At 68.0% G+C, this 23,973-nt stretch carries 24 protein-coding genes; 3 read left to right on the top strand and 21 right to left on the bottom strand.

All coding sequences use genetic code 11. From position 1 onward, the window contains the following. Positions 1–20: 20 nt before the first annotated feature. From C8D93_RS09805 to C8D93_RS09720, 18 genes are all read right to left on the bottom strand, one after another. Positions 21–956, bottom strand: coding sequence for an electron transfer flavoprotein subunit alpha/FixB family protein (locus tag C8D93_RS09805; RefSeq protein WP_110265000.1), 936 nt, complete (start codon positions 954–956; stop codon positions 21–23). 24 nt (positions 957–980) lie between these two features. Beyond that, a complete protein-coding gene (locus C8D93_RS09800) occupies positions 981–1,727 on the bottom strand; it encodes an electron transfer flavoprotein subunit beta/FixA family protein (protein ID WP_110264999.1) in 747 nt (248 codons plus the stop codon). Positions 1,728–1,774: 47 nt separating this feature from the next. Beyond that, positions 1,775–3,436 carry an electron transfer flavoprotein-ubiquinone oxidoreductase gene (locus C8D93_RS09795; protein ID WP_211307286.1) on the bottom strand — a complete coding sequence of 554 codons (1,662 nt, stop codon included), beginning with the start codon at positions 3,434–3,436 and terminating at the stop codon, positions 1,775–1,777. Positions 3,437–3,574: 138 nt separating this feature from the next. Continuing rightward, positions 3,575–5,407, bottom strand: a complete 1,833-nt coding sequence (locus tag C8D93_RS09790) for an acyclic terpene utilization AtuA family protein (RefSeq protein ID WP_110264997.1) — start codon at positions 5,405–5,407, stop codon at positions 3,575–3,577. Continuing rightward, a complete protein-coding gene (locus tag C8D93_RS09785; protein WP_110264996.1) occupies positions 5,368–5,898 on the bottom strand; it encodes a phosphatidylglycerophosphatase A family protein in 531 nt (176 codons plus the stop codon). Before C8D93_RS09785 ends, C8D93_RS09790 begins: the two co-directional genes overlap by 40 nt. Next, on the bottom strand, positions 5,895–6,827 hold the full coding sequence (gene thiL / locus C8D93_RS09780) for a thiamine-phosphate kinase (RefSeq protein WP_110264995.1): 933 nt from the start codon (positions 6,825–6,827) through the stop codon (positions 5,895–5,897). Before thiL ends, C8D93_RS09785 begins: the two co-directional genes overlap by 4 nt. Positions 6,828–6,841: 14 nt before the next feature. Further along, complete coding sequence (gene nusB, locus C8D93_RS09775; protein ID WP_110264994.1) at positions 6,842–7,324, bottom strand: transcription antitermination factor NusB; 483 nt, start codon at positions 7,322–7,324, stop codon at positions 6,842–6,844. Next, entirely contained in the window at positions 7,321–7,854 is a 534-nt protein-coding gene (gene ribH / locus C8D93_RS09770) for a 6,7-dimethyl-8-ribityllumazine synthase (RefSeq protein ID WP_110264993.1), read from the bottom strand. The genes nusB and ribH overlap by 4 nt, the downstream gene beginning before the upstream one ends. After that, positions 7,854–8,912, bottom strand: coding sequence for a bifunctional 3,4-dihydroxy-2-butanone-4-phosphate synthase/GTP cyclohydrolase II (gene ribBA / locus C8D93_RS09765; protein WP_380732302.1), 1,059 nt, complete (start codon positions 8,910–8,912; stop codon positions 7,854–7,856). Before ribBA ends, ribH begins: the two co-directional genes overlap by 1 nt. Positions 8,913–9,083: 171 nt before the next feature. Further along, positions 9,084–9,686 (bottom strand): riboflavin synthase, encoded by a 603-nt coding sequence (locus C8D93_RS09760; protein WP_110264992.1) that lies wholly within the window; start codon positions 9,684–9,686, stop codon positions 9,084–9,086. A gap of 18 nt (positions 9,687–9,704) precedes the next feature. Further along, positions 9,705–10,751: a bifunctional diaminohydroxyphosphoribosylaminopyrimidine deaminase/5-amino-6-(5-phosphoribosylamino)uracil reductase RibD gene (ribD, locus tag C8D93_RS09755; protein ID WP_110265119.1), complete on the bottom strand. Its 1,047-nt coding sequence runs from the start codon at positions 10,749–10,751 to the stop codon at positions 9,705–9,707. A 38-nt stretch (positions 10,752–10,789) separates the two neighbouring features. Then, on the bottom strand, positions 10,790–11,335 hold the full coding sequence (gene nrdR, locus C8D93_RS09750) for a transcriptional regulator NrdR (RefSeq protein ID WP_110264991.1): 546 nt from the start codon (positions 11,333–11,335) through the stop codon (positions 10,790–10,792). 93 nt (positions 11,336–11,428) lie between these two features. Beyond that, positions 11,429–12,706 (bottom strand): serine hydroxymethyltransferase, encoded by a 1,278-nt coding sequence (gene glyA / locus C8D93_RS09745; RefSeq protein ID WP_110264990.1) that lies wholly within the window; start codon positions 12,704–12,706, stop codon positions 11,429–11,431. Positions 12,707–12,768: 62 nt separating this feature from the next. Continuing rightward, complete coding sequence (gene nadA, locus C8D93_RS09740; RefSeq protein WP_110264989.1) at positions 12,769–13,866, bottom strand: quinolinate synthase NadA; 1,098 nt, start codon at positions 13,864–13,866, stop codon at positions 12,769–12,771. A gap of 126 nt (positions 13,867–13,992) precedes the next feature. Next, positions 13,993–15,453 carry a hypothetical protein gene (locus C8D93_RS09735; RefSeq protein WP_110264988.1) on the bottom strand — a complete coding sequence of 487 codons (1,461 nt, stop codon included), beginning with the start codon at positions 15,451–15,453 and terminating at the stop codon, positions 13,993–13,995. A gap of 19 nt (positions 15,454–15,472) precedes the next feature. Next, the gene (gene aspS, locus C8D93_RS09730) at positions 15,473–17,272 is read right to left on the bottom strand and encodes an aspartate--tRNA ligase (protein ID WP_110264987.1); all 1,800 of its coding nucleotides are present in this window, start codon (positions 17,270–17,272) and stop codon (positions 15,473–15,475) included. A 135-nt stretch (positions 17,273–17,407) separates the two neighbouring features. Then, positions 17,408–18,028: a DUF502 domain-containing protein gene (locus C8D93_RS09725; RefSeq protein WP_110264986.1), complete on the bottom strand. Its 621-nt coding sequence runs from the start codon at positions 18,026–18,028 to the stop codon at positions 17,408–17,410. A gap of 45 nt (positions 18,029–18,073) precedes the next feature. Then, positions 18,074–18,379 carry an FmdB family zinc ribbon protein gene (locus C8D93_RS09720; protein WP_110264985.1) on the bottom strand — a complete coding sequence of 102 codons (306 nt, stop codon included), beginning with the start codon at positions 18,377–18,379 and terminating at the stop codon, positions 18,074–18,076. 123 nt (positions 18,380–18,502) lie between these two features. Here C8D93_RS09720 and C8D93_RS09715 point away from each other — a divergent pair, with 123 nt between their 5' ends. Further along, the gene (locus C8D93_RS09715; RefSeq protein ID WP_170123977.1) at positions 18,503–19,366 is read left to right on the top strand and encodes a DMT family transporter; all 864 of its coding nucleotides are present in this window, start codon (positions 18,503–18,505) and stop codon (positions 19,364–19,366) included. On the opposite strand, the gene C8D93_RS09710 is transcribed toward C8D93_RS09715, so the two are convergent. Beyond that, entirely contained in the window at positions 19,367–20,140 is a 774-nt protein-coding gene (locus tag C8D93_RS09710; RefSeq protein ID WP_110265118.1) for a competence/damage-inducible protein A, read from the bottom strand. 181 nt (positions 20,141–20,321) lie between these two features. After that, the gene (gene icd / locus C8D93_RS09705) at positions 20,322–22,088 is read right to left on the bottom strand and encodes an isocitrate dehydrogenase (NADP(+)) (RefSeq protein ID WP_110264983.1); all 1,767 of its coding nucleotides are present in this window, start codon (positions 22,086–22,088) and stop codon (positions 20,322–20,324) included. Between the two features lie 175 nt (positions 22,089–22,263). Here icd and C8D93_RS09700 point away from each other — a divergent pair, with 175 nt between their 5' ends. Beyond that, entirely contained in the window at positions 22,264–22,812 is a 549-nt protein-coding gene (locus C8D93_RS09700) for a DJ-1 family glyoxalase III (RefSeq protein WP_211307284.1), read from the top strand. Positions 22,813–22,866: 54 nt separating this feature from the next. Here the strand turns inward: C8D93_RS09700 and grxD are convergent, their stop codons facing one another. Further along, a complete protein-coding gene (gene grxD, locus C8D93_RS09695) occupies positions 22,867–23,196 on the bottom strand; it encodes a Grx4 family monothiol glutaredoxin (RefSeq protein ID WP_110265117.1) in 330 nt (109 codons plus the stop codon). 173 nt (positions 23,197–23,369) lie between these two features. Between grxD and C8D93_RS09690 the strand changes: the two genes are divergently transcribed. Next, the gene (locus C8D93_RS09690; protein WP_110264981.1) at positions 23,370–23,945 is read left to right on the top strand and encodes a superoxide dismutase; all 576 of its coding nucleotides are present in this window, start codon (positions 23,370–23,372) and stop codon (positions 23,943–23,945) included. Positions 23,946–23,973: the final 28 nt, after the last annotated feature.

Below are 23,973 nucleotides of genomic sequence, written 5' to 3'. Positions count from 1 at the left end.
TCCCGTCGGGCGGGTGCCGATCAGACCTTGCCGGTCAGCTCCGGCACGACCTGGAACAGATCGCCGACGAGGCCGATGTCGGCCACCTCGAAGATCGGCGCTTCCGGGTCCTTGTTGATCGCGACGATCGTGCGGGCATCCTTGATGCCGGCCAGATGCTGGATCGCACCCGAGATGCCGACGGCAAAGTACAGCTCCGGCGCGATGATCTTGCCGGTCTGGCCCACCTGCATGTCGTTGGGCACGTAGCCCGAGTCGACCGCCGCACGCGAGGCACCGACGCCGGCGCCGATCTTGTCGGCGAAGTCGAAGATCACCTTGAAGTTCTCGGACGAGCCGAGCGCGCGACCGCCGGAGACCACGCGGGCCGCCGACTGCAGGTCCGGGCGCTCCGACTTCTGCGCTTCGAGCTTCACGTAGCGCGTGTGCGTCGGCACCGCCGCGCCCACGCTGACGGTCTCGACACTCGCCGAACCGCCGGCGCCCACGGCCTGGAACGAGGCCAGCCGCACCGTGGCGACGACCGTGCCGGCCGGCGTCTCGACGGTGGTGATCGCGTTGCCCGCATAGATCGGACGATCGAAGCTGTTCGGGCCGTGCACCGCCATGACGTCGCTGACCTGCTGCACGTCGAGCTTGGCGGCGATCCGCGGTGCCAGGTCCTTGCCGAAGGTCGTGCCGGGCACGAACACGTGCGTGTAGCCGCCCGACGCCACCTCGACGATCTGCGGCGCCAGCACCGCGGCCACCGGATTGGCATTGGCAGCGTTGTTCACCGCCAGCACCTTGGTCACGCCATCGAGCTTGGCCGCCTGTTCGGCCACGGCCGCGGCGTCGGCCGCGAACACGGCGACGTGGATCTCGCCGCCCACGCCCTTGGCCGCGGCCACGGTCTTGGCGACACCGCCATTGAGCTTGCCCTCGGCATGCTCGGCAACAATCAGAATCTTGCTCATGTCTGGTCTGTCCTCGATATGCGGTTAGAGCAGGCCCTTGCTCTTGAGGGCTTCGACGAGTTCGTCGGTGGTCTTGACCATGATGCCCTTCGAGCGCGCCGGCGGCGGCACGGTCTTGGTGGTCTTCAGGCCCGCGGCCGGGGTGACGCCCAGATCGGCGAAGCTCACCGCCTCGATCGGCTTCTTCTTCGCCTTCATGATGTCCGGCAGCTTGAGATAGCGCGGCTCGTTGAGGCGCAGGTCGGTGGTGATCACCGCCGGCAGGTCGACTTCGAGCGTTTCCAGGCCGGCGTCGATCTCGCGCGTCACCGTCGCCTTGTCACCGTCGATCTCGACCTTGGACGCGAACGTCGCCTGCGCGATGTCCAGCAGCGCGGCGACCATCTGGCCGGTCTGGTTGGCGTCGTCGTCGATCGCCTGCTTGCCGGCCAGGAACAGCTTGGCCTCTTCCTTCTTCAGCACCGCGGCGAAGGCCTTGGCGGCCGTGAGCGGCTGCACCTCGCCCTCTTCCTTGACGTGGATGGCGCGGTCGGCACCGAAGGCCAGCGCGGTGCGCAGCGTCTCCTCGTTCTTCGCGCCGCCGATGGTCACGGCGACGATCTCCGTCACCTTGCCCTTCTCCTTCAGACGCACCGCTTCTTCCATCGCGATTTCGTCGAAGGGATTCATCGAGTGCTTGACGCCATCGGTGACCACACCGCTGCCGTCGGACTTCACCTGGATGCGGACGTTGTAGTCCACGACGCGCTTGACGCTGACGAGTGCTTTCATCTGCTGTTCTCTTTACGGGAGTCGTGTCGAATTAAACCGCTGGGGGGCTACATGTTGGCGTAGTTCGGACCGCCGCCACCTTCCGGCGCCACCCAGTTGATGTTCTGCGCGGGGTCCTTGATGTCGCAGGTCTTGCAGTGCACGCAGTTCTGCGCGTTGATCTGGAAGCGCGGACCGCTGCCTTCGTCCACGACCTCGTAGACGCCGGCCGGGCAGTAGCGCTGCGCCGGCTCGTCGTACATCGGCAGGTTCTTCGCGATCGGGATGTCGGCGTCCTTGAGCGTGAGGTGGACCGGCTGGTCTTCCTCGTGATTGGTGCTCGACAGGAACACGCTCGAGAGCTTGTCGAAGCTCAGCTTGCCGTCCGGCTTCGGGTACGTGATCTTCGACGACGCCGACGCGAGCTTGAGCGTCGCGTGATCCGGCTTGAGGTCGTGCACGGTGAACGGGAACTTGCCGCCGAACCAGTTCTGCTCGATGTAGTTGAGCGCACCGCCGACCAGCGCGCCGAACTTGTGCAGCAGCGGACCGAAGTTGCGCGAGCGGTAGAGCTCGTCGTACAGCCAGCTGGCCTTGAACTTCGCCGGGTAGCTGTCGAGCGTGTCACCGCCCTCGCCGCCGGCGAGCAGCGCCTCGGCGATCGCCTCGGCGGCGAGCATGCCGGACTTCATCGCCGTGTGATTGCCCTTGATCTTGGCGAAGTTCATCGTGCCCAGATCGCAGCCGACGAGCATGCCGCCCGGGAACACCGACTTGGGCAGCGAGTTGAAGCCGCCCTTGCAGATCGCGCGGGCGCCGTAGGACGTGCGCGTGCCGCCGTCGAGGTATTGCTTGATGACCGGGTGATGCTTGAAGCGCTGGAATTCGTCGAACGGCGACAGGTGCGGATTGGTGTACGACAGGTCGACGATCAGGCCGACCAGCACCTGGTTGTTCTCGAAGTGGTAGAGGAACGAGCCGCCGAGCGCACTGGTGCCGGTGAGGTCCAGCGGCCAGCCCGCACCGTGCACGACCAGGCCCGGCTTGTGCTGCGACTCGGGCACCGTCCAGATTTCCTTGATGCCGATCGCGTAGTGCTGCGGATCGGCGTCCTGGGCCAGCGCGTACTGCGCGATCAGCTGCTTGCCGATGTGACCGCGGCAGCCTTCCGCGAACACCGTGTACTTCGCGCGCAGCTCCATGCCCGGCGTGAAGTCCGGCTTGTGCTCGCCCTCGCGGTTGACGCCCATGTCGCCGACGGTGATGCCCTTGACCACGCCGTCCTCGATGATCGCGGTCTGCGCGGCGAAGCCCGGGTAGATCTCGACGCCCATCCCCTCGGCCTGCTGGCCCAGCCAGCGGCACAGGTTCGCGAGCGAGATGATGTAGTTGCCGTCGTTGTGCATCGTCTTCGGCACGAACAGGTGCGGCATCTTGAATGCCGCCGTCTCGCTGCGGAAGAAATAGATGTCGTCGCCGCTGACCGGGACATTGAGCGGCGCACCGCGCTCCTTCCAGTCCGGGAATAGTTCGTTGAGCGCCCGCGGCTCGAACACGGCGCCGGAGAGGATGTGCGCGCCGACCTCGGAGCCCTTCTCGACGACGCAGACGCTCAGCTCCTTGCCGGCGGCCTCGGCGAGCTGCTTCAGGCGGCACGCGGTCGACAGGCCGGAGGGACCGGCACCGACGACGACCACGTCGTATTCCATGACATCGCGTTCTACGGACATGCGTCTGCTTCCTGGCGGGCCCGCGAGCGGGCGCTCGGACTCGTGAGTTCAAGTGACAAGCGCGGAATTGTAGTCGACCGCGCCCGGCCTCGCAGCGCCAGCCGAACAGTCGGCGCTGGCGTCACGGTCATCCAGGCCTCACTCCGCGGGCAACAGACCGCGGGGAACCGGTACCGGAAAATCGAGCAACATCTGCGCAAACGCCTTGCCCTGCGGGTCGGTGCGCAGCGAGCCCGCGCCGCCGCCGCCGAGCGCGTGATGCAGCAGGAAGTTGAGGCTGTGCGTACCCGGCAGCATCCAGCGCTGTACCCGTCCCTGGTCGCCGCCGGCCAGCACGTGTGCGAACCAGCCGCGCACGGCGTCCGTCGTCAGCGCTGCATGGATGTACGGCATGTACTGCGGATCGCGCGCGATCACGCCGATGTTGGCGTGATCGCCCTTGTCGCCCGAGCGCGCGAGCGCCAGCCGCACCAGCGGAACCGTCACCGGATCCCCGATCACCGCCGGCGCGGCGTCCCCGGCCGGCTCCGGCGGCGGCACGAATCCGCCGGCGGCCGGCACGTCGACGGCCAGGCGCGTCTCGCCGATCGCTACCTCGACCGGCACCTTCGACTTGGGGACCAGTGTCGAGAACAGCTTCGGAATCATGTGCGGTTCCGGCCGGCCGCCGCCGAAATAACCGGTGAACCCAGGCGCCATGCCGGTCGCCGCTTGCGCGATCTCGCGCGCGAACAGCTTCAGTGCCTTCGGGTTCGGGTGCTGGACCGCGATCTTGACGACCACTTCGCGTGTCGCCTGCGCGCCGGGCCGCGCATGCGGACCGTAGCTTTCCTCGGCGCCGATGCAATGGATGTCCACGCCGCTGAAGTCGCCGAGCCCCGCGGCCAGCAACTGGCGCCGCACCTTGTCGACGACGCCGTTGGCGGACGCACGCCCCTTCCTCGCCGCATCGATGCCGCCGATCATGAACAGCGCCGCGCAGCGCATGCCCGCCGGATACGTCGCGCTGACCTTGTAGGTATCCGTCGGCGCCTGACCGCGCGCGCCGGTGACGCGGACCTGCTGCTCGCCGACCTGTTCGAGGCACACATCGGTGAAATCGACAGCGACATCGGGCAGCAGGTAGGCGCGCGGATCGCCGATCTCGTAGAGCATCTGCTCCAGTACGGTGTGCACCGACACCATACCGCCCGTACCCTCGGGCTTGGTGACGACGAACGCGCCGGTAGGCTCGACCTCGACGATCGGAAAGCCCATGTCGGCGTAGCCGTCCCTCACCTGCTCCCAGTCGGTGAAGTTGCCGCCGGTGCACTGCGCGCCGCACTCGATGATGTGCCCGGCGACCGAGCCGGCGGCCAGCCGGTCGTAGTCGGTCTGGCGCCAGCCGAAGGCATGGATCATCGGGCCGAGCGCGACGGCCGAATCGACGCAGCGGCCGGTGACGACCACGTCCGCGCCGGCATCGAGCGCACGCGCGATCGGGAATGCGCCGAGATAGGCGTTCATCGACACCAGTGTCGGCGGCATCGAAGCGCCGCTGTCGATCTCGCGGCAGTCGGCGAAGTCCTTCTTGCGCGGCAGCAGGTCGTCGCCGAGCACGACGGCCACCTTGAGTGCGATGCCGGCTTTTTCGGCGACCGCCTCCAGCGCACGCTTGCAGGCCAGCGGATTGACGCCGCCGGCGTTGGCGACGACGCGGATGTTCTTCTCGCAAAGCTGCGGCAGCAGCGGCGCCATCACGTGCTCGACGAAATCCGTCGCATACCCCTCGTCGGCATTGCGCATGCGCCGCGCCGCGAGGATCGACATCGTGATCTCGGCCAGATAGTCGAAGACCAGAAAGTCGATTCCGCCGCGCTCGACGAGCTGGGCCGCGGCGCTCGCGGTATCGCCCCAGAAGGCCGACGCGCAGCCGATGCGCAGAATCGCGCTCACGCCAGGCGGCCCGTCCAGGCGTACAGCGCGCCCCATAGCGGCAGCGCTGCGGCCGCGCCGGCCAGCAGGTCGTCGAGCATGATGCCGAATCCGCCGTGGACGCTGCGATCGAGCGCGCGGATCGGCCAAGGCTTCCAGATGTCGAACAGCCGGAACAGCCCGAAAGCGGCAAACATCGACAGCGCGACCACCAGTGGCGGCTGCGGTGCGAAGCACAGCAGCGGCGCCGCCGCGACCAGATAGCCGACGATCTCGTCGAAGACGATGCCGCCGTGATCGTGCACGCCCAGCAGGCGCGCACTTTCGCCACAGATCCAGCAGCCGGACGCGAACAGCACGGCCAGCACCGCGGCGTAGACCGGTGCATCGAGCAGCGACAGCGGCAGGAACAGCAGGACGCCGACGAGCGTGCCGACCGTTCCTGGCGCCACCGGCGACAGGCCGGTGCCGAAACCGAAGGCGATCAGGTGCTCGGGCGTACTCAGGATCAGGGCGCGCGGCGGACGCGGGGACTTGCGGACGGTCATGGGAAGTGACGATAGGCAGTGAACGATGGCGTGATGGTATGCCCTGCAGCGTCGACCAGACACAGCTGCGGCTCGGCCGTGATCCGGCCGACGCGCGTCAGCGGCACGTCGAGCCGCGCAGCCGCGCGATCGACCGCGTCGGCCGGCAGGCAGACGCACAGTTCGTAGTCGTCGCCGCCGGTGAGCTGCAGCGCGCGCCGCGACGATGCCGCGGCGGCGGCACGAAACGCGGGCGACATCGGCAGCGCATCGACCTCGAGCACGGCGCCGACACGGCTGGCGTCGAGGATGTGCCGAAGATCGCCGAACAGGCCGTCGGAGAGGTCGAGCGCCGCATGAGCGAGGCCGCGCAGCGACAGCCCGGCATCGATCCGCGGCGCCGGCCGGTCGAGCCGCGCCCGCAGTGTCGCGTCGGCGGCAGAACCCTGCTGCAGGGCCAGCGCCGCGTCGCCGAGCGTGCCCGTCACGCAGATCGCATCGCCGGGACGGGCGCCGTCGCGGCGCAGAACCTGACCGGCGGGCACCTCGCCCAGTGCCGTGATCGTGATCGACAGCGGCCCGCGCGTCGTGTCGCCGCCGACCAGGGCCACGCCGTGCGCGTCGGCGAGCGTTCGCAGCCCCGCGGCGAACGCCGCGAGCCAGGCGTCGTCGGCATCCGGCAGCGTCAGCGCCAGCGTGAACCAGCGCGGTCGCGCGCCCATCGCGGCGAGATCCGACAGGTTGACCGCCAGCGACTTCCAGCCGATGTCGCCGGCCGCGGTCTCCGCGGGGAAGTGCCGGCCCGCGACCAGGGTGTCGCTGGTGACGACGAGTTCGCAGCCGCTTGCAGGCTGCAGCACCGCGGCATCGTCGCCGACACCGAGCACTACGCCGTCCCCCTGCGGCGTGAGACCGGCGAAGTGGCGGCGGATCAGCGCGAACTCGTCCATCGCGCCAGCTGATCTCAGCCGTCGGGCCGCAGTTGCCGCGCCAGCTTGTCGAGCACGCCGTTGACGAACTTGTAGCCGTCCTCGGCGCCGAAGGTCTTGGCGAGATTCACCGCCTCGTTGACCACGACGCGCCACGGCACCTCGGGCTTGTGGCGCAGCTCGTAGGTACCGAGCAGCAGGATCGCGTGCTCGACCGGATCGAGCTGGTTCAGCGCGCGATCCAGGTGCGGCACGATCTCGACGGTCAGCTCGGCCGCGTGGGTCACGACGCCGTCGAGCAGTTCCTCGAAGTACGCCGGATCGGCGCGTCCGAGGCCCTCATCCTGCTCGCGGAACTGTTTGAGCAACGCCGTCGGCGGCGTCTCGTTGACCAGCCACTGGTACAGCGCCTGCACCGTCACGCGACGCGCGAGGCCGCGACGGCTTGGGTGCGGCGCATCCGCCCCGGTGACGCCGCCCTTGCGGCCGTTCGCGCCCGCTCCGGAGAAATTCGTCATCGCAGGCTCCGGCCGAGCCGGATCATCTCCAGCGTCGCGGCGGCGGTCTCGTAGCCCTTGTTGTCGTGCCCCTTGCCGGCGCGCGCCCAGGCCTGCTCCACGGTGTTGACCGTGAGCACGCCGAAGCCGACGGGCCTGCGCGTCTTAATCTGCACCTGCATGAGTCCGCGCGCGCATTCGCCGGCCACGAAATCAAAATGCGGTGTCTCGCCACGGATCACCGCACCGAGCGCGATGACGCCGTCGAAGCCGCCGTCGCGCAGCAGTTGCAGCGCCGCCAGCGGCACCTCGTACGCCCCCGGAGCACGGAACTCGACGAGGTTGGCTGCCGGAAGCCCCCAGTCGCGGCAGCAGGCTTTCGCCCCGCTGCGCAGCGCATCGACGATACCGACGTTCCAGCGCGTCGACAGCAGGGCCACTCGCGTGCGCGCGAACTCGTTCTTGCCGGGTTTGTCCGGGGCCGCATAGCCGGTCTTCGCATCGGCCGGCGATGCCGGCTTTGCCCGTGCCGCAGTTCTGTTCTTCTTCATCAATCGCAGGCGACGTAGTCCACCACCTCGAGGCCGAAGCCGGAAATGCCCTGCATGCGCTTGGGCGCCGACAGCACGCGCATCTTGCGCACGCCCAGATCCGACAGGATCTGCGCGCCGATGCCGTAGGTGCGCAGGACCTGACGCGGGTCGTGCGCCGGCTCGTCGAGCGGCTGCTGCTTGTTCAGCGAGACGATCTGCTGCAGCAGTTCACGCGAAGCCTCCGGCTTGCGCAGCAGCACGATCACGCCCGAGCCTTCCTCTGCGACACGGTGCATCGCGCGCCGCAGCGGCCAGCCGAATTCCTCGTGCTGCACGCACAGCACGTCCTGCAGGGTGTTGCGCAGGTGCACGCGCACCAGCGTCGGTTGCCGTGCGTCGATCGCACCCTTGATCAGCGCGATGTGCACGGTGTTGTCGAGCGTGTCCTGGTAGGTGACCAGCCGGAACTCACCGAACTCGGTCATCACGTGGGTCTCGGCCACGCGCTCGACCGTGTGCTCGTTGTCGAGCCGGTAGCGGATCAGGTCGGCGATGGTGCCGAGCTTGAGCCCGTGTTCACGCGCGAAGCGTTCGAGATCGGGGCGCCGCGCCATCGTGCCGTCCTCATTGAGGATCTCGACGATGACGCCGGCGGGCGCAAGTCCTGCCAGGCGCGCGAGGTCGCAGCCGGCCTCGGTGTGCCCGGCACGCGTCAGCACGCCGCCGGACTGCGCCATCAGCGGAAAGATGTGACCCGGCTGCACCAGGTCTTCCGGTCGCGCGTCGGCCTTCACCGCGGTGCGCACCGTGTGGGCGCGGTCGTGCGCGGAAATGCCCGTGGTCACGCCGCTGGCCGCCTCGATCGACACCGTGAACGCGGTGCGATGACTCTCCTCGTTGCGCGAGACCATCTGCGGCAGGCGCAGCTGGCGGCAGCGGTCCGGCGTCAGCGTCAGGCAGATCAGGCCGCGGCCGTAGCGCGCCATGAAGTTGATGTCCTCCGGCCGCACCAGTTCGGCGGCCATGATCAGGTCGCCTTCGTTCTCGCGGTCCTCGTCGTCCATGAGGATCACCATCTTGCCGGCCTTGATGTCGGCGATGATGTCCTCGGTCGGATCCAGCGCGCGGTCGCGCGCGGTGTCGATGCTGCTGACTTTGTTCACGGTTGCCTCACGTGTACGTCGTGTACGTCCTGTACAGGACGGCGCCGTCCCTGGCGCCGGGATTCAATACAAGCGGATCGTGCATCAAACGGCATCGGTCCGGCCTTCGAGCAGACGCTCGAGATAGCGCGCGACCAGATCGACTTCAAGATTGACCCGGTCGCCGACGGCGCGTGCGCCGAGCGTTGTGTGGCTCAGCGTATGCGGAATGATATTAACTCCGAAGCGCGCGCCCTCGACCTCGTTGACGGTCAGGCTCACGCCGTCGATGCACACCGACCCCTTGCGGGCGATGTAGCGGGCCAGCCCCTCCGGCGCCTCGAAGCGGAACCGCCACGAGCGCGCGTCCTCGTAGCGCTCGAGCACGCGGCCGATGCCGTCGACATGGCCGGTCACCAGATGTCCGCCCAGGGGTTTGGCCGGCGTCAGCGCGCGTTCCAGGTTCACCGGCTCGCCGACCCGCCAGGTTCCGGCGGTGGTCAGGTTCAGGGTTTCGCCGGAAAGATCGGCCCAGAACGCATCGTCGCTGCAGTCGGTCGCGGTCAGGCAACAGCCGTTGACGGCAATGCTGTCGCCGACCTGCACGCCGGCCAGGTAGCCGGGCGCGACGAAGCGCATGCGCGCATCGCCGCCCACGCTGTCGATGGTCTCGATGTGCCCGAGCGCTTCGATGATGCCGGTGAACATGGGGGTCGGGGACGTGGCTCAGGAATGGGGAATCAGGGTCAGGCGCACATCGTCGCCGATGCGCTCGATGGACTGCCAGCGCAGCCGCAAGCGGCGGTCGAGCGTTTCGAGGCCCGGCAGCCGGGCCAGTGGCCGCCCCTCGTGACCGAGCATCGACGGCGCCACGTACAGCACCAGCTCATCGACACTGCCGGACTGCAGCAGGCCGCCGGCCAGCGTCGGCCCGCACTCGGCCAGGACCTCGTTGACCTCGCGACGTGCCAGTTCGGCCAACACCGCGTCCGGCGCCAGGCCGCTGGCCGCCCGCGGCACGACGATGCGCTCGACGTCCGCCGGGGCCGGACCGTCGTCCGCGGTGAACCAGAACCGCCGCGCGCCCGCGGCCCAGACCTTCGCCGTCAAGGGGGTGCGCGCAGCGGCGTCCAGCACGATGCGATCCGGCTGGCGCACCGAGTGGATTCCCCGTGCGCTGAGCTGCGGATCGTCGGCGAGCACGGTGCCGCTCCCGGTCAGCACGGCGCCGGCCTCGGCACGCAGGCGGTGCACGTCGACGCGGGCGGCATCGCCGGTGATCCAGCGGCTCTCGCCATTCGCCATCGCCGTGCGGCCGTCGAGGCTCGACGCGAGCTTGAGCGTCAGCCACGGCCGTGCGCGCCGCATGCGCGACAGAAAGCCGCGATGCACGCGCTCGGCTTCGTCACACAGCAGACCGGTTTCGACGTCGATACCGGCCGTGCGCAACTTCGCCAGGCCGCCGCCGGCGACCTGAGGATTCGGATCGGTCAACGCGGCGCAGACCTTGCGCACGCCGGCCGCGATCACCGCATCGACGCACGGCGGCGTGCGCCCATGATGCGCGCAGGGTTCCAGCGTCACGTACATGACCGAACCGCGCGCCCGCTCGCCCGCCTGCGCGAGCGCCTGCGGCTCGGCATGCGCCTCGCCGGCGCGCGCATGAAAACCTTCGCCGACGATTTCGCCGTCACGCACGATCACGCAGCCGACGCTGGGGTTCGGCTGCGAGGTCGCCCGCCCCTGCGCCGCCAGCGCGATCGCGCGGGCCATGTACGCCTCGCCGGAGGCGGCCGCTGACACCCGGGCGTTCACGGCCTGGCGCTTCGCTTCCTGCCCGGCTCGGGGCTGCGGGCGCCGGTCTCCTCGATCAGCGGCAACTGCGACCGCCGCTCTTCCGCGCTCGGCAGCGCCTGCAGGCGCTCGATTTCCTCACGGAAGGCGTTGACGTCCTCGAAGCTGCGGTAGATCGACGCGAACCGCACGTAGGCGACATGGTCGAGATCGCGCAGCTCCTCCATGACCCATTCCCCGACCTGCCGCGACGGCACTTCACGCTCGCTGCTCGCACGCAGCTTGCGCATCACCGCGTCAACCGCGTGGTCCACGGCTTCCGGGGTCACCGGCCGCTTGTAGATCGCATGCTCGATGCCCTGCCGCAGCTTGTCCTCGCGGAAGGGTTCGGGATCACCGCTGCGCTTGATGACATTCGGCATCGACAGCTGCGCGCGCTCGAAGGTCGTGAAGCGGTTGTTGCAGGTCTCGCACTCGCGGCGACGCCGCACCTGGGTGCCGTCCTCCGCCAGACGCGAATCGACGACGCGGGTATCGGGCGCCTTGCAGAAGGGACACTGCACGTGAGCCGGGTCCTTAGCGGATTGCCTTGAATGGCAATCCGCCCGACGAGCGCCGACCCGCTTGCGGGTCGGAAGGCCGATCGCGCGATGCGGTCACCGCGGGGCCCGGTACACCGGATAACGTGCGCACAGCGCTTCGACTTCGCCGCGCACGCGGGCGATCACGGCATCGACATCGCCGCTCGCGCTCATCGCATCGACGATGTCGGCGATCCAGCCCGCGACCTGACCCATGTCCGCCTCGGTGAATCCGCGGGTGGTCGAGGCCGGCGAACCGAGGCGCAGGCCCGAGGTCACGAACGGACTCTTCGGATCGTTGGGCACCGAGTTCTTGTTGACGGTGATGTGCGCCTGCCCCAGCGCGGCTTCCGCGTCCTTGCCGGTGACGTTCTTGGCAATCAGGTCGAGCAGGAACAGGTGATTGTCGGTGCCGCCGGAGACGACCTTGTAGCCGCGCTCCAGAAAGACCCGGGCCATGGCCCGGGCATTGGCGACCACCTGCTTCTGGTAGGTCTTGAAGCCCGGATCGAGCGCTTCCTTGAACGCCACCGCCTTGGCGGCGATGACGTGCATCAGCGGACCGCCCTGGATGCCCGGGAACACTGCGGACTGGAACTTCTTGTTGAAGTCCTCCGGCTGATTCTTCGTCAGGATGATGCCGCCGCGCGGCCCGCGCAGGGTCTTGTGCGTGGTGCTCGTCACCACGTGGGCGTGCGGCAGCGGGCTCGGGTACTCGCCGGCGGCGACCAGACCGGCGATATGCGCCATGTCCACCCAGAACCAGGCGCCGACCTTGTCGGCGATCTGGCGCATGCGCGCCCAGTCCTTGACGCGCGAATACGCCGAGAAGCCGCCGATGATCATCTTCGGCCGGGTCTCGACGGCGATGCGCTCCATCTCGTCGTAGTCGATCAGTCCGGTTTCGGGATTCAGGCCGTAGGGGACGATCTTGTACTGCTTGCCGGAGAAGTTGGCCGGGTTGCCGTGCGTCAGGTGCCCGCCCTGCGCGAGATTCATGCCCATGACGGTGTCACCGGGCGATACCAGCGCGAGAAACACCGCGGCATTGGCCTGCGCGCCCGAGTGCGGCTGCACGTTGGCGTAGTCGCAATCGAAGACCTGCTTGATGCGGTCGATGGCCAGTTGCTCGGCGACGTCGACGTGCTCGCAGCCGCCGTAGTAGCGCTTGCCCGGATAGCCTTCGGCGTACTTGTTGGTCAGCGCACTGCCCTGCGCCTCCATGACCGCCGGGCTCGCATAGTTCTCGGAGGCGATCAGCTCGATGTGCGCCTCCTGGCGCGTACGCTCGGCCTGGATCGCGGCGTCGAGCTCGGGATCGTAGGCGGCTAGGCTCGGGGCGTTCGTGTACATGTTTCGTTTATCGGACAGGGGGAGAAACGCAGGGGGCGGCGCGGGACCGGTTCGGGCAGGAGTCAGTCCACCACTTCCAGCATCAGGTCCAGCGCGGCGCGCGCCGGTTCGGCGACTGCGGCAGGGACGCGGATCTGGTTGACCACCTTGCCCGCGACGAGGTTGTCGAGCGTCCAGGCCAGATGCTGCGGGTCGGTGCGGAACATCGTCGAGCACATGCACACGGTCGGCGACATGAACTCCACCGTCACGTCCTTCTCGCGCATCTCGTCGGCCAGCCGGTTGACCAGATTGAGCTCGGTGCCGACCAGCCAGTGCGCGCCCGGCTCCGACGCGCGCACGGTGCGCAGGATGTACTCGGTGCTGCCGACGAAGTCCGAGTTCTGGCAGACCTCGAAGGCATTCTCCGGGTGGCTGATGACCTTGCCCTGCGGCACGCGCTCGCGGAAGTGCTTGATGTGCGCCGGCTGGAACATCTGGTGCACCGAGCAGAAACCCTTCCACAGGATCATCTTCGCCGCGCGGATCGCTTCCGGCGTGTTGCCGCCCATGGGCTTGTTGAAGTCCCAGACGATCATCTCGTCCAGGCCGATGCCCATGCCGTAGGCGGTGTTGCGGCCCAGGTGCTGGTCCGGGAAGAACAGCACCTTCTCGCGGCGCGCGAACGACCATTCGAGCACCGCGCGCGCATTGCTCGAGGTGCAGACGATGCCGCCGTGGCGGCCGCAGAAGGCCTTCAGGTCGGCCGCCGAATTGATGTAGGTCACCGGCGTGACGGCCTCGTCCGGGTCGAGCACCTCGGCCAGTTCGGCCCAGCACTTCTCGACCTTGGCGAGGTTGGCCATGTCCGCCATCGAACAGCCGGCGGCGAGATCCGGCAGGATCACGCTGCGCTGGCCGTGGGTGACGATGTCCGCCACTTCCGCCATGAAGTGCACGCCGCAGAAGACGATGAACTCGGCCTCGGTCTTCGCCGCCATCTGCGATAGCTTGAGCGAGTCGCCCGAAAAATCGGCGTGACGGAAGACCTCGTTGCGCTGGTAGTGATGGCCGAGGATGCACAGGCGATCGCCCAGCAGCGCCTTGGCGGCGGCGATGCGCGCATCGCATTCGCCGTCATCGAGCAGATTGAATTCGTCGAGCTTGAGTACTGCGGCCATGACCTCGAACCTCCGGCAGCCACGCGGACTGCGCCGTCCCAGCGAACTGCTGACAAACCACCAGTTATTGTAGCCCGCCCCCAGCCCCGACCACTACGGGTTGGAGAGGACGACGCTTGCCGGTGTTCACGGGGCGGTTTCGTCGTCCTCGTCCGGCGGCGGGCACGGCGCGCCCGGGGTGTTCGGCTTGACGACGCACAGGACGGTCTCGCGAACCAGCTCGTTGTCGTCGTCCTCTTCCTCCTCGTCGTCGCTCGGCAGCTTGCGCGAGGCGGTGATCTTGAACGCACCCGCGTCGATGCTGCGCGACACCGCGCGCCCTGCCGACAGGGAGCTGTTGGAGATATCGACCAGGGTCGTCGCCTTGTCGTCCAGCGTCGATTCGGCCCACACCACGCCGCGGGTGATCGGCTGCGTGCGCGTCTCGCCGGAGACGCTGAACGTGCCGGTGGCGACGAACTGCTGCACGCCGAGCGTGGTGATGGTCGGGTTCAGCGGCGTGATGTCGAAGTCCTGCAGCTCGCCGTCGACGGTATTCAGCGTGATCGTGTTGCTGCGCACCTCCGGCGGGTCGGTGTCCCCCTCTTCGTCGTTCTCGTCGTCACCGCCGTAGATCGCCTGCAGCTGCGCCGTGCCGGCCTCCAGAGCCGTCAGGAACTGCGGGAACACCGTGCCGGGTGCGACGACCTCGACCTCGCTGCTTTCCACCCGCACCTGGCCGGACAGATCCAGCGTCGTGCCGTCGGCGAAGCTGCCGGTCACGGTGAGCTTCTCGGTCGTGCCGACGATCAGCTCGTCGTTCGGCGCATCGGCGAACTCGCGCGCGATCTGCAGGCCGGTCAGCTCCTCGACGACGACGGTCGCGGTCAGGTCGCCGAACTTCGAGTCCTCCCGGCACAGCGGGAAGTCCGCCTTGGCCGTCAGCGGGCCGCCAAGGCCGACCCCGGTGATCACGCCGGTCGACTGGCCGATCGTGGCGATGTCGTCGACGTCCTCGTCGTCGGTATCGAACTGCCACAGGGGCGACTGGGTGACGTCGAGCGAGTAGCCGTCGATCACCGCCGTCAGCGTCAGCAGATCGCCGGTTTCCGGCGCGACCTTCACCTCGGTCTTGTTGATCTGCACCGAGTCGACCTCGCGGACCTCGACGTCGTAGCTGGCGCTCAGCCCGATGAACTCGGCGGTGATCTTTGCGGTGCCCACACCGCGCGGTACCAGAATGCCCGGCGAGAAGGCCTGGGTCTCGCTGCCCGGAATCAGTACGACCTCGCCACCGGTCGCCGCGGCGTTGCTGACCTCGACGACGGCGGGATCGGAGGTCGACCAGAGGACGCGCTGATTGAGCAGGCCGCTCGAGTCGATACCGCCATTGCTGAAGGTGACCACCGCCTGCAACTGCTCGGGAAAGCACAGGAAGTACTGCTCGACATCGCCGCCGAGGTCGATCAGGTCCGTGTTCGGATTGCGCACGATCTCCAGCTTTTCCGGCTTGCTGCCGTCGCCGACGCCGCTGATGTCGCAGGCGGAAACGACCGCTGCGGCGAACGCAAGGGCGAGGACGTGGTGCAGACGATGCGGGCGAATCATGCAGTCGGGCTCCGGGTGTTCAGGCGGCGGTGTCGGTCCCAGGCGCCACCTTGGGCTGGACCGTGGATCGGATGTGCAGTTCCCGCAACTGGCGCGCGTCGACGCTGCTCGGCGCGTCGGTCAGCGGGCAGTGCGCGGTCTGCGTCTTCGGGAAGGCGATGACGTCGCGGATGCTCGGCCGGCCGGCCATCAGCATCACCAGGCGGTCGAGACCCAGCGCGATGCCGGCGTGCGGCGGCGCACCGTAGGACAGCGCCTGGAGCAGGAAGCCGAACTTCTCCTGCTGCTCGTCGGCGCCGATGCCGAGCAGGTCGAACACCGCCTGCTGGACGTCCGGGCGGTGGATACGCACCGAGCCGCCGCCGAGCTCGATGCCGTTGAGCACGATGTCGTAGCCCTGCGACAGCGTCGCACCCGGGTTCGCCCGCAGCGCGTCGGCGTCGAACGGCTTGGGTGCGGTGAACGGATGGTGCAGCGAGATCCAGCCCTGCGTGTCCTCGTCGAACTCGAACATCGGCCAGTCGACGACCCACAGGGCGCGCCAGCCTGCCGCGGTCAGGCCCAGCTCGTTGCCGAGCTTCAGGCGCAGCGCACCCAGGGCATCGCAGACCACCCGCCACTTGTCGGCGCCGAAGAAGATCACGTCGCCGTCCTGCGCGCCGGTGCGCTCGAGGATGCCGCTCAGTGCGGCATCGTGCAGGTTCTTGACGATCGGCGACTGCAGGCCCTCACGGCCCTTGGCCTTGTCGTTGACGACGATGTAGGCCAGGCCCTTGGCACCGTAGATCTTGACGAACTCGGTGCACTTGTCGATCTCGCCGCGCGTGAGCTTCTCGCGACCGCCCGGCACGCGCAGCGCGGTGACCCGGCACTTCGGGTCCTTGGCCGGCGTGGAGAACACCTTGAAGTCGACGTCCGCGACCAGGTCCTTGACCTCGACCAGTTCGAGCGGATTGCGCAGATCCGGCTTGTCCGAGCCGTAGCGCTCCATCGCCTCGGCATAGCTCATGTGCGGCAGCGTGCCCAGGTCGACGTCGAGCAGGTGGCCGAAGATGTCCTTCACCAGGCCCTCGATCAGCGCCATGATCTCGTCCTGCGACAGGAACGAGGTCTCGACGTCGAGCTGCGTGAACTCCGGCTGGCGGTCGGCGCGCAGGTCCTCGTCGCGGAAGCAGCGCGCGATCTGGTAGTAGCGGTCCAGCCCCGACATCATCAGCAGCTGCTTGAACAGCTGCGGCGACTGCGGCAGCGCGAAGAACTTGCCGGCATGGGTGCGCGACGGCACCAGATAGTCGCGCGCACCCTCGGGCGTCGCCCGGGTCAGGATCGGCGTCTCGACATCGATGAAGCCGTGCGCATCCATGTAGTCGCGGATGCGCTTGATGACCTGGTGGCGCAGGCGCAGGTTCTGTTGCATCTCCGGCCGCCGCAGATCGATGTAGCGGAACTTCAGCCGCGTATCCTCGCCCACGGTTTCGTCGTCCGGGTGGAACGGCGGCGTCTCGGCACGGTTGAGCAGTTCGACTTCCTTGCCGAGCACCTCGATGCGACCGGTGACCATGCCGGCGTTCTCGGTCCCCGCGGGGCGCGGCCGCACCTTGCCGGTGATGCGCACGACGTATTCCGAGCGCAGCCGGTCGGCGGCGGCGAAGGCGTCCTTCGTATCCGGATCGAACACGCACTGCAGCAGGCCCTCGCGGTCGCGAAGGTCGATGAAGATGACACCGCCGTGATCGCGGCGCCGGTGGACCCAACCGCAGACCGTCACGGTTTCGCCGACGATCTTCTCGGTCACCTGGCCACAGTAATGACTACGCATGTTCGTGCTGGATGAAATCGGCGGCCGCTCGCCGCCTGCTGTCTGGGAAGGGTGCCGGCGCAGCGGGGGGCGGGCCGGCGAAGCCGCGTAGTTTAGAGCCTCGCGGGCCGTTTCACACGCCGCGGCGGTGCCGGCTCAGGGCGTCGGCGGCGGCGGATCCGCCGGAGGATCGGTGCGTTCGGGCGTGACCACGCCCAGCGAGATCACCAGTCGCATCGCTTCCTCGACCGACATCTTCAGCCGGATCACGTCCTTCTCCGGCACGAGGACGATGAAGCCCGAGGTCGGGTTCGGGGTCGTCGGCACGAAACAGGTCAGCACGTGGTCGGCGGTCTTGTCCTGGACCTCGCCGATCGGCGAGCCGGTCAGGAAGGCCACCGACCAGATGCCCTTGCGCGGATATTCGATCAGGATCGGCTGGCGGAACGAGACCGACTGGTCCGAGAAGATCGTCTCCGCCAGCTTCTTCATGCCGCCGTACACCGTGCGCACCAGCGGGATGCGCGCGAACAGGGCCTCGGTCCAGAGCACGAAGCGCTTGCCGACGTAGTTGGCGGCGATCGCTCCGGTGCCGAGCACCAGCACGATCGACAGCAGCACGCCCAGGCCGGGAATCTCCGGCCGGAAGGCCGGCGGGATCAGCAGCAGGCTGGTGTCGAGCAGGCCGACGACGAAACGGATGACCAGCAGCGTGACGCCGAGCGGCAGCCACACCAGCAGGCCGGCAATCAGCCAGCGGCGCAGAAGAAGGGTCAAGACGGGCTCCGTCCCGGGCTGGCCGGGGCCTTCAGCGGCTGCGGATCAGGCGGCAGCCTCGCTCTTGGTGGCGCAGCCCGGCTTCTCGCAACCCGACGGCGTGCAGCTGGCGCCATCGTTCGAGGCGGGCGCGGACCCGCCGGCGCTGTCGCCCGCGAGATTGCGCTTGTTCGAGGCCTTGAAGTCGGTCTCGTACCAGCCGCCGCCCGACAGCCTGAAGCCGGCCGCAGAAATCTGCTTGGTCAAGGCCGGTTTCGCGCACGAAGGACAGTCGCCGGGCGACTCGGACACCTTGTGCATCACTTCGGCCTCGGCACCACAGGCAGCGCAGACATATTCGTAGATCGGCATGAGTCCCTCGTGAACCGGCAAATCCCGATCTCACAGATCGGGACGGTGCGCGGATTTTCAAGCTTCGGCGGCGCGCGGTCCAGCACCCTCCGTACAATGCCGCCCCGTCCGCGAACGACCGCCATGCACCACGACCTGCGCCGAGGCGCGCTCCACGCCCTGATCTCCGCGACGGCGTTCTCGGCGATGGGCGCCTGCATCAAGCAGGCGGCGCAGACCACGCCCAACGAACTCGTCGTGTTCGTGCGCTGCGCCGTGAGCCTGGCGATCCTGCTACCGTGGCTCACGCGCCGCAGCGGCGCCGGCATCCGCACCGCCCGGCTCGGCGGCCATCTGCTGCGCGCGGGATTCGGCATCGCCTCGATGTACGCGTTCTTCTACGCCATTGCGCACCTGCCGCTGGCCGAGGCCATGCTGCTGACCTACTCGATGCCGCTGTGGATTCCCTTCATCGCCTGGATCTGGCTGCGCGAGCGGCCATCGCCTGTCGTGTTTCCGGCCGCATTTATCGGGCTGGTGGGCATCGGCCTGATCACGCGCCCGGGCCTGCATCCGGTCGACCCCTTCGCGGCGCTCGTCGGCGCCGCCTCGGGCCTGCTCGCCGCCGGGGCGATGGTCAGCATCCGCCGACTGACGGACACGGAGCCGGCGACACGCGTGGTGTTCTACTTCGCGCTGCTCGGCACCGCCATCGCCAGCGTGCCGCTGCTGTGGGCCTGGCAGCCGCCGAGCCTGCAGGCCCTCGGCCTACTGGTGGCGGCCGGCACGCTCGCGACCTTCGGCCAGATCCACCTCACGAAGGCCTACAGCTGCGCTCCGGCGGCACTGGTCGGGCCGTTCACCTATGTCACGGTACTGCTGGCTGCCGGGATCGGCTGGCTGGTCTGGGACGAACGCCTCGACCACTGGTCGCTGCTGGGCGCCGGCCTCGTCATCGCCACCTGCCTGCTGGTGACCCTCGCCGGCCGCAAGCCGTCGATGCGCTGATCAGTCCGGTCTCGGCGGCTCGTGCAGCCACTCGATCTGCACGCCGTCGAACGCGCGCAGGCCCTCGCGGAAATGCCGGCAGGCCGCCGCCGCGGGCGCGGCCTCGCCCTTGAAGCCGAACTCGATCTGCCGCTGCCGCGTGGCATCGCCACGAAACGGCAGGCTCGACAGCTTGATGCCGGGATGACGCGCCAGTGTGTCCTCCATCAGCGGCAGCAGGTCGCCCTCGCCGCTGGACCCGAGCACGCGCAGGCGGTACTCGACCGGTGGCGAGCCGCGATGCAACTGTGGATAGCGCGTATCGAGCACCCATTCCAGCATTGGCCACGCCATCTCCGGAAAGCCCGGCACGAAGTGGCAATCGCCGCAGTAGAAGCCTGCGACCCGGTTGACCGGGTTCGGGATCAGGCCGGCGCCGCGCGGGAAGTCCGCCATCAGCACCCGGTTCGGGCGCGCCGCGGCGCCGTACTGGCCGACGATGATCGCCTCGGCCTCGGCGTGGCGCTCGATCGGCACGGCGAAGGCGCGTGCCGCCGCCTGCCGGGTCCGGTCATCCGGTGTCGCGCCGATGCCGCCGCAGCTGAGCACCACGTCGCCGCGTGCGATCGCCCAGCGCAGCGCGTCGGCGATATCGGCCTCGTCGTCGCCGACGAAGCGTGCCCACGACAGCTCCATGCCGCGGGCACGCAACAGCTCGATCACCCGGGCGAGGTGCTTGTCCTGGCGTTTGCCGGAGAGGATCTCGTCGCCGACGATGAGCAGGCCGATGTGCATCAGCGCGCCCAAAACGATCGTCGCGCGCCGGCCATCCAAGGCGCGACGGAATGCGCCATACGACCGCTGCCCCGGCGCTTGCCCAACTCGGGGTCACATCGGGTCACCCCGGGCCCAGGCAAGCACGCCATGGCCGGGCGTTCGCCGGTGCGCGAAGCGGTGCTTCGCGAGCCGAATCGGCTCACTCTGCCGTCCATGCGAACTTGTCGACGGCGTTGAAGATGTCGGTTTCGGTGACGATGCCGATGATCTTTTCGCCCTGGGCGACGGTCAGGCGGCTGAAGTGGGTATCCGAGATCATCGCCGCCGCCTCGCGGATGCTCATCTCGGCGGGCACCGAGGTCACCGGGCGGCTGCAGATGTCGCGCACACGCGTGGTGGCCGGATTCTTGCCGGCGTGCACGATCCTCGTGACGATGTCGCGGCGCGTCAGGATGCCCCACTCCCCCTTCGCGTCGGGCTCGACGACGACCGAGCTGATGTCGTTGTCGGTCATCACGTGCATCGCGCTTTCGACGGTCTCGCCATCGCTCACGGTGATCAGCGAACGCGTCATCAGGTCGCCGACCGTCGTCGGCACGCGGCCGGTGTCCACCATCTCCTCGAGCGGCTGCAGCAGGCGGCGGATCTCGCGCTGCTTGCGCTCCTTGACGAGCTGCGCCTGCTGCGCCTTGCGCTTGGCCTCGAGATCGACGCCGCCGTGGATGCGCTCGATCAGCGCGTCCGCGAACTGCGAGGTGCCGACCTCGGTCGCACCGTCGATCTGCCGGGCGAAGTCGTAGGTGACGATGCCGTCGGAGACGACCTCCGGATAGACCAGCGTGATCAGGTCCGCGGCCTCCTTCCAGCCCATGTACTCCAGCATCATCACGCCGGAGAACAGCAGCGAACCCGGGTTGACCTTGTTGAGGTTGGCGTACTTGGGCGCCGTGCCGTGGGTCGCCTCGAAGACCGCGACGTGATCGGCGATGTTCGCGCCCGGCGCGATGCCGACGCCGCCGACCTCGGCCGCGATGGCATCCGACAGGTAGTCGCCGTTGAGGTTCATCGTGGCCAGGACGTCGAACTCCTCCGGCCGCAGCAGCATCATCTGGAACATGATGTCGGCGATGCGGTCCTTGATGACGATCTTGCCGTCCGGCTGCTTGCCCTTGTACTCGCCGTAGAGCTGTTCCTCGGTGATCGTCACGCTGCCGAACTCGTCGCGCGCGACCTCGTAGCCCCAGTTGCGGAAGGCCCCTTCCGTGAACTTCATGATGTTGCCCTTGTGCACCAGGGTCACCGATTCGCGACCGTTGTCGATCGCGTACTGGATGGCCTTGCGCACCAGGCGCTTGGAGCCGAACTCGGAGATCGGCTTGATCCCCAGGCCCGCCCCTTCGAAGAACTTCGCCTTCATCTCCTCGCGCAGGAAGCGCGCGATCTTCTCGTTCTCCGGCGTGCCGGTCTTGTACTCGATACCGGCGTACACGTCTTCGGTGTTCTCGCGGAAGATGACCACGTCGACCTTGCCCGGATTCTTCAGCGGGCTCGGCACACCCGCGTAGTGGCGCACCGGGCGCACGCAGGCGTAGAGGTCCAGGTCCTGGCGCAGCGCCACGTTGAGCGAGCGAAAGCCCCCGCCTACCGGCGTGGTCAGCGGTCCCTTGATCGACACGACCAGTTCCGCCAGCGCCTTGAGCGTCTCGTCCGGGCAGTAGTTGCCGTCGTACAGCCCGGCCGCCTTCTCGCCCAGGTAGGTCTCGCACCAGTGGATCTTGCGTTTGCCGCCGTAGGCCTTCTCGACCGCAGCATCCCAGATGCGCAGGCAGGCCCGGGTGATGTCCGGGCCGATGCCGTCGCCCTCGACATAGCCGACGATCGCCTGGTCGGGCACGTGCAGCCTGCCGTCGCGGACGGTGATCTTCTCGCCGGACGAGGGAATCTTGATGTGCCGGTAAGCGGACATGCAGGCGGTCTCCGTGGTACGTGCCGTCGGTGCTCGAAACGGCCGGATTCTCGGCCGGATTCTCGGCCGGATCTGCGGCTGGATTGGCGGCCCGATTTTACGCCGCTTCGCCCGCCCCGGAGTGACGGCCCGACCGGTCTGCGCTACCGTCATGCCACCACTCGGAGAAGAATCGATGAAGGCATTGATCCCGGTCACTCACGGCTCGGAGTCGATCGAGACCGTCACCATCGTCAACGTGTTGCGGCGCGCCGACATCGACGTCACCGTGGCCAGCATCGCCGACACGACCAGCGTCGACGCCACGCGCGGCGTACGGCTCGTCGCCGACTGCCTGTTCGACGCGGTCGCGGCGCAGGACTTCGATCTGATCGCGCTGCCCGGCGGCGAAGCCGGCGCGCGGGCGCTCGGCGCGCACAAGGGCGTCATGGACAAGGTCGAGACCCAGCGCATGCAGCATCGCTGGTACGGCGGCATCTGTGCCGCACCGGCGCTGGCGCTGGCGCCTCGCGGCCTGCTCGACGGCAAACAGGCCACCTGCTACCCGTCGTTTCGCGACGCGCTGCTGCACTGGGTCGACCGGCCGGTCGTCGTCGACGGCCATTGCATCACCGGCCAGGGACCGGCGTCGGCAATAGCGTTCGCGCTCGCGCTGGTCGAGGCCCTGTGCGGCGAGGCGACGCGGCGCAGCGTGGCCGAGGCCCTGCTGCATCACGCCACCTGACCCGCCAACGAAAAACGCCCGCGATGCGGGCGTTTTTCGTACAGCCGGAACCGGTCAGGCGGCTTTCTTCTCGCCGACCGCTTCCTTGAGCATCTTCTCGAGTTCGCCGGACTGGTGCAGGTCCAGCGTGATGTCGCAGCCGCCGATCAGCTCGCCCTTGACGTAGAGCTGCGGGAACGTCGGCCAGTTCGCGAACTTCGGCAGCGCGCGATAGATCTCCTCGTCCTCGTAGATGTTCACGTAGGCGAACGGCACGCTGCAGGTCTTGATCGCCTGCACGGTGCGCGCGGAGAAACCGCACTGCGGAAAGTCCGGCGTCCCCTTCATGTAGAGGATGATCGGGTTGTCGGTGACTTGTTGCTTGATGCGCTCGAGTGCATCCATCGAGGTCTCCGGCATTGGGGAGTTGGTAACGGCCGCGGATTATACGCGCGGAGCTGAGTCGCAGTTGAACGACTATTGAATTTGACTCCCCCGTCGCCTATTTTGTTTCCCCCCTGAAAACCCCCAGGCACCGGCACCCGACGGGCGCCGGTCACACCAAGGACACACGAACCATGGCCCTCACGCTCCCCGAACTGCCTTACGCCCGCGACGCGCTCGCCCCGCACATGTCGGCCGAGACGCTCGATTTCCACTACGGCAAGCATCACAAGGCCTACGTCGACAATGGCAACAAGCTGATCGCCGGCACCGAGTTCGAGAACATGCCGCTCGACGAGATGGTGATGAAGTCCTCCGGCAAGATCTTCAACAACGCCGCCCAGGTCTGGAACCACACCTTCTTCTGGAACTGCCTCACGCCGAAGCAGGCGGCGCCGGGCAAGAAGCTCACCGACGCGCTGGTCAAGGCCTTCGGCGGTGTCGAGGACTTCAAGAAGCAGTTCACCGAGTCGGCCGCCGGCAACTTCGGCTCCGGCTGGACCTGGCTGGTCAAGAACGCCGACGGCAGCCTGGCGATCGTCAACACCAGCAACGCCGGCAACCCGATGACCGATGGCAAGAAGCCGCTGCTGACCTGCGACGTCTGGGAGCACGCCTACTACATCGACTATCGCAACGCGCGTCCGAGCTACCTCGAGCACTTCTGGGCGCTCGTGAACTGGGACTTCGTCGAACAGAATCTCGGGTGAGTCGGATCAGGGCGATTGCCTGGATTGG

This window comes from Sinimarinibacterium flocculans (assembly GCF_003201205.1).
Taxonomy (GTDB): domain Bacteria; phylum Pseudomonadota; class Gammaproteobacteria; order Nevskiales; family Nevskiaceae; genus Solimonas; species Solimonas flocculans.
This window is presented reverse-complemented; position numbering and strand designations above follow the sequence as displayed.

Coding starts and splice junctions, on each gene's coding strand:
- C8D93_RS09760 (WP_110264992.1), bottom strand. CDS start 9,686: ATGTTCACCGGCATCATCGAAGCGCTCGGGCACATCGAGACCATCGAC.
- glyA (WP_110264990.1), bottom strand. CDS start 12,706: ATGTACACGAACGCCCCGAGCCTAGCCGCCTACGATCCCGAGCTCGAC.
- C8D93_RS09800 (WP_110264999.1), bottom strand. CDS start 1,727: ATGAAAGCACTCGTCAGCGTCAAGCGCGTCGTGGACTACAACGTCCGC.
- icd (WP_110264983.1), bottom strand. CDS start 22,088: ATGTCCGCTTACCGGCACATCAAGATTCCCTCGTCCGGCGAGAAGATC.
- C8D93_RS09795 (WP_211307286.1), bottom strand. CDS start 3,436: ATGTCCGTAGAACGCGATGTCATGGAATACGACGTGGTCGTCGTCGGT.
- ribH (WP_110264993.1), bottom strand. CDS start 7,854: ATGAAGAAGAACAGAACTGCGGCACGGGCAAAGCCGGCATCGCCGGCC.
- nadA (WP_110264989.1), bottom strand. CDS start 13,866: ATGGCCGCAGTACTCAAGCTCGACGAATTCAATCTGCTCGATGACGGC.
- ribD (WP_110265119.1), bottom strand. CDS start 10,751: ATGGCCCGCGCGATCGCGCTGGCGGCGCAGGGGCGGGCGACCTCGCAG.
- C8D93_RS09710 (WP_110265118.1), bottom strand. CDS start 20,140: ATGCACATCGGCCTGCTCATCGTCGGCGACGAGATCCTCTCCGGCAAA.
- grxD (WP_110265117.1), bottom strand. CDS start 23,196: ATGGATGCACTCGAGCGCATCAAGCAACAAGTCACCGACAACCCGATC.
- C8D93_RS09785 (WP_110264996.1), bottom strand. CDS start 5,898: ATGACCGTCCGCAAGTCCCCGCGTCCGCCGCGCGCCCTGATCCTGAGT.
- C8D93_RS09805 (WP_110265000.1), bottom strand. CDS start 956: ATGAGCAAGATTCTGATTGTTGCCGAGCATGCCGAGGGCAAGCTCAAT.
- C8D93_RS09720 (WP_110264985.1), bottom strand. CDS start 18,379: ATGCCGATCTACGAATATGTCTGCGCTGCCTGTGGTGCCGAGGCCGAA.
- thiL (WP_110264995.1), bottom strand. CDS start 6,827: ATGGACGAGTTCGCGCTGATCCGCCGCCACTTCGCCGGTCTCACGCCG.
- C8D93_RS09735 (WP_110264988.1), bottom strand. CDS start 15,453: ATGATTCGCCCGCATCGTCTGCACCACGTCCTCGCCCTTGCGTTCGCC.
- ribBA (WP_380732302.1), bottom strand. CDS start 8,912: ATGGTGATCCTCATGGACGACGAGGACCGCGAGAACGAAGGCGACCTG.
- nusB (WP_110264994.1), bottom strand. CDS start 7,324: ATGACGAATTTCTCCGGAGCGGGCGCGAACGGCCGCAAGGGCGGCGTC.
- C8D93_RS09790 (WP_110264997.1), bottom strand. CDS start 5,407: ATGGGGCGCGCTGTACGCCTGGACGGGCCGCCTGGCGTGAGCGCGATT.
- C8D93_RS09700 (WP_211307284.1), top strand. CDS start 22,264: ATGAAGGCATTGATCCCGGTCACTCACGGCTCGGAGTCGATCGAGACC.
- C8D93_RS09715 (WP_170123977.1), top strand. CDS start 18,503: ATGCACCACGACCTGCGCCGAGGCGCGCTCCACGCCCTGATCTCCGCG.
- C8D93_RS09690 (WP_110264981.1), top strand. CDS start 23,370: ATGGCCCTCACGCTCCCCGAACTGCCTTACGCCCGCGACGCGCTCGCC.
- aspS (WP_110264987.1), bottom strand. CDS start 17,272: ATGCGTAGTCATTACTGTGGCCAGGTGACCGAGAAGATCGTCGGCGAA.